Below are 3,644 nucleotides of genomic sequence, written 5' to 3'. Positions count from 1 at the left end.
CGGTGATGCTGCCCTCGGCGGCGGTCAGCACGCCGAAGTCGATCTTGACCTGACGGGCGTAGGTGGCGATGGTCAGCGGGGCGCCGGACGCCTCGGGCGCGCCAGGTCTGGGAGCCGTCGGCGCGGTAGTCGACGACGGACCGGCCGCCCGCGTCCGCGTCGTACCGGGCGCCGGTCGTCGTGTTGGTGAGCCGCAGGACGAGGGCGCCTCTGAAGGCGGCACGGCGTACGGTGGTGCCGTCGGGGGCGTACTCCAGGACCCGCCGCTCCACCTCGTCCACGACGGCCTCCATGTGCACGGGGAAGTCACAGCGGGAGCCGGCCGGGAGGTCGAACACCGGCGTGGGCGACGGCTCCCACCCGCCCTGGCCGGTGCCGGCCTCGGCGGACGCGGCGGAGCCGGTCGGACCGGACGCGGCCCCGGCCGGGGCGGCCGCCAGTCCGGTCAGGGCCAGGGCGGTGACGGCGGCCAGCGCGGTGGAGGCGGCGGAGAGCAGGATGCGTCGCATGATCGGTCCTTCTGGTGAGGTGTCGGGCAGCGAGGAGGCCCAGCCTGGCAGGCACCCCTGACCGGATTCTCACCACGAGCCAGGCCTCTCGCCTTCCGGAAAGGCGCACGCGAGTTCGACGGCGCGCCCTAAGGTGTCGCGCCATGGAGTTCCGACTGCTCGGTCCGTTCGAGGCCCGCCACGAGGGCGGGTCCGTCCTGGCCGGCAGCCGCCGCCAGGAGCGGTGCCTGCTGGCCGTCCTGCTGCTGGAGGAGGGCCGGGTCGTCACCACCGACCGGCTGATCGACCTGCTGTGGAACGGCAACCCGCCCGGCTCGGCCCGCGGCACCGTCCACACCTACGTCGGACGGCTGCGGGCCCGGCTGCGCCCGTACGCCGTGGTGATCGAGACCCGGCACGACGGGTACGTCCTCGTGCCCGGCCAACACTCGGTCGACGTGCGGGAGTTCGTCGACCTGACGGCCCGGGCGGCGGCCACCGGCGACCCCGGCGAACGGCTGCGCTGCCACGACCGGGCGCTCGCGCTCTGGCGCGGGCCGCTGCTCACGGACGTGGTCGACGAGGAGCTGCGCGGGCGGCTCGGCCGCCGGCTGGTCGAGCTGCGGCTGTCCGCCCTGGAGCAGCGGGCCGAGATCCTGCTCGCCATGGGCCGGCACGAGCAGGTGCTCGCCGACCTGACCGCGCCCTCGGCCGGGTCGCCCGTCACCGGCGGGTCGCCCGCCGGCTCCCCGACCTCCTTTCCCGCCGACGACCTGCTGCCCCGCGAGCGCCTCGTCCTCGCCCTGATGACCGCCCTCTACCGGGCCGGCCGGCAGGTCGAGGCGCTCGACCTCTACCGCCGCACCCGGCGCGTGCTGGTGGACGGCCTCGGTGTCGAGCCCGGCGCCGAACTCGCGGCCCTGCACGACCGCATCCTGCGGGCCGACCCCCGGCTGGACCGCCCGCCGGCGCCGCTGTACGCGGTGCGGGTCGGCGAGCAGTGGCTGCCGTGGAGCGCGGGCGGCCACCCGGCGCTCGAGTTCTGCAACACCTACGCCGGCTGGGGCGCCGCGCCCCTCCCCGGGTCGGACTGGCTGCGCGGCTACCCCGCGCTCGCGGTCTGGGCCGGTCACCACGACCTCGCCGACGAACCGGTCGTCGAGACGCTGCTGCGCCGGGCGGCGGAGCGGCCCGAGGAGGCGGCCGCGGTGCTCGCCGACGCCCGGGCGTTCCGCGCGGCCCTCTACGGGTGCCTGACCGACCCGCAGGACGGTGCCGCCTTCGGCGCGGTGGCGGCGGTGGTGCAGGAGGCCGCGCGCGCGGCGGTGCTCACCCGGGGCGAGGACGGCCTGGCGCACTGGCGGCTGCCACCGGCGGCCGGCCAGCGGCTGCCGCTGTACGCCGCCGCCCGCGCGGCCGGTGAACTGCTCGCCGACCCGCGCCGGTTCACCATCCGCCGCTGCCCCAGCAGCGGCTGCGGTTGGCTCTTCCTGGACGCGAGCGGCCGGCGGCGCTGGTGCAGCCTGGCGACCTGCGGGACGGGGCCGGACTCCTGAGCCGTCCGGGTCGTCCGGCGCCCGCGTCCGGCCGCTCCGATGCCTTGACGAACCCATGTCACTGACGGACCATCAAGCTGGCGCGCGCCGCACCTCCTCCACCGTTCCGCCTCCACGGACCCCCACAGGAGGACAGTCATGCGACTGCCCCGCCGAGGGAAGCCCGCCGCGGCCACCGCCGTCCTGCTGGCTCTCGCCCTCGCCACCCCGCTCACCGCCCAGGCCGCCTCCGCCGACCGCCCGTCGGCGCCGTCGTCCGCCACCGCCGACACCTCCTTCGGCACCGCCGCCGACACCGCGCGGCAGTACCGGCTCGACGGCCCCCGCACCGTCGCCGAGCGCACCGCCGTCGCCGCCACCGGCGCCTCCGTCGACGCCGTGCTGCCCGACGCGGTGGTGGTCACCGCCACCCCCGCCGAGGCCGCCCGGCTGCGCGCGCTCGGCTGGTCGCCCGTCGCACTGCCCGGCCCGCGGTTCGGCGCCGAGGCCGGCGACGAGGGCCTGGCCGGCCCGCTGTACGACTTCCCGCAGGCCGACTCCGGCTACCACAACGTCGCGGAGGCCACCGCGGACATCGACGCGGTGGTGGCCGCGCACCCGGACATCATGAGCAAGCGCGTCATCGGCACCTCCTACGAGGGCCGGCCGATCGTCGCGGTGAAGATCAGCGACAACGTCGGCACCGACGAGAACGAGCCCGAGGTGCTGTTCACCGCCCACCAGCACGCCCGCGAGCACCTCACCGTCGAGATGTCGCTGTACCTGCTGCACGAGTTCGGCGACAAGTACGCCACCGACAGCCGGATCGCCAACGCCGTCAACAGCCGCGAGATCTGGGTGATCCCGGACCTCAACCCGGACGGCGGCGAGTACGACATCGCCACCGGCCGGTACCGCAGCTGGCGCAAGGACCGCCAGCCGAACCCCGGCAGCAGCAGTGTCGGCACCGACCTGAACCGCAACTGGAACTTCAAGTGGGGCTGCTGCGGCGGCTCCTCCGGCTCCACCTCCAGCGAGACCTACCGGGGCAGCGCCCCGGAGTCCGCCAAGGAGACCAAGGTGGTCGCCGACTTCGTCCGCAGCCGGGTCGTCGGGGGCAAGCAGCAGATCACCGCCGCCATCGACTTCCACACCTACAGCGAACTGGTGCTCTGGCCGTTCGGCTGGACCACCGCGGAGACCACCACCGGCATGACCGCCGACGAGTACAACACCTTCGCCGCCCTCGGCCGCGGCATGGCCGCGACCAACGGCTACACGCCCGAGCAGTCGAGCGAGCTCTACATCACCGACGGGGCGATCGACGACTACCTGTGGGGCGCCCAGCGGATCTTCGCCTACACCTTCGAGATGTACCCCGGCCCGAACGGGAGCAGCGGCTTCTACCCGCCGGACGAGGTGATCGGGCGCGAGACCAGCCGCAACCGCGAGGCGGTGCTGAAGCTGGTGGAGACGGCCGACTGCGTCTACCGCGCGATCGGCAAGCAGCAGCAGTACTGCGGCATCTCGGCCTGACCGGGAGCCGGCGGTACGGGTCGCGCCGGCTGTCCCGTGCGCGGCCCGGGTGATCCGGCCCGGCGCCGGCCGCGGAATCCCACCG

Annotated in this window: 3 protein-coding genes; 2 read left to right on the top strand and 1 reads right to left on the bottom strand. The window is 75.1% G+C overall.

Features of this window, described 5'->3' with window-relative positions:
• Positions 1–509, bottom strand: a 509-nt coding sequence (locus tag ABZW03_RS38575; RefSeq protein WP_355269205.1) for a hypothetical protein, incomplete at its 3' end; no start/stop codon positions are given.
• A 143-nt stretch (positions 510–652) separates the two neighbouring features.
• On the opposite strand from ABZW03_RS38575, the gene ABZW03_RS38570 reads away from it, so the two are divergent.
• Both ABZW03_RS38570 and ABZW03_RS38565 read left to right on the top strand, forming a co-directional pair.
• On the top strand, positions 653–2,044 hold the full coding sequence (locus ABZW03_RS38570; RefSeq protein ID WP_355269203.1) for a BTAD domain-containing putative transcriptional regulator: 1,392 nt from the start codon (positions 653–655) through the stop codon (positions 2,042–2,044).
• Positions 2,045–2,182: 138 nt separating this feature from the next.
• Positions 2,183–3,559, top strand: a complete 1,377-nt coding sequence (locus ABZW03_RS38565) for a M14 family metallopeptidase (RefSeq protein WP_355269201.1) — start codon at positions 2,183–2,185, stop codon at positions 3,557–3,559.
• The last annotated feature ends 85 nt before the right edge of the window (positions 3,560–3,644 follow it).

Source organism: Kitasatospora sp. NPDC004799, assembly GCF_040609095.1.
Classification (GTDB): domain Bacteria; phylum Actinomycetota; class Actinomycetes; order Streptomycetales; family Streptomycetaceae; genus Kitasatospora.
The sequence above is the reverse complement of the archived record's forward strand: the minus strand, read 5'-3'. Positions and strand labels throughout refer to the sequence as shown.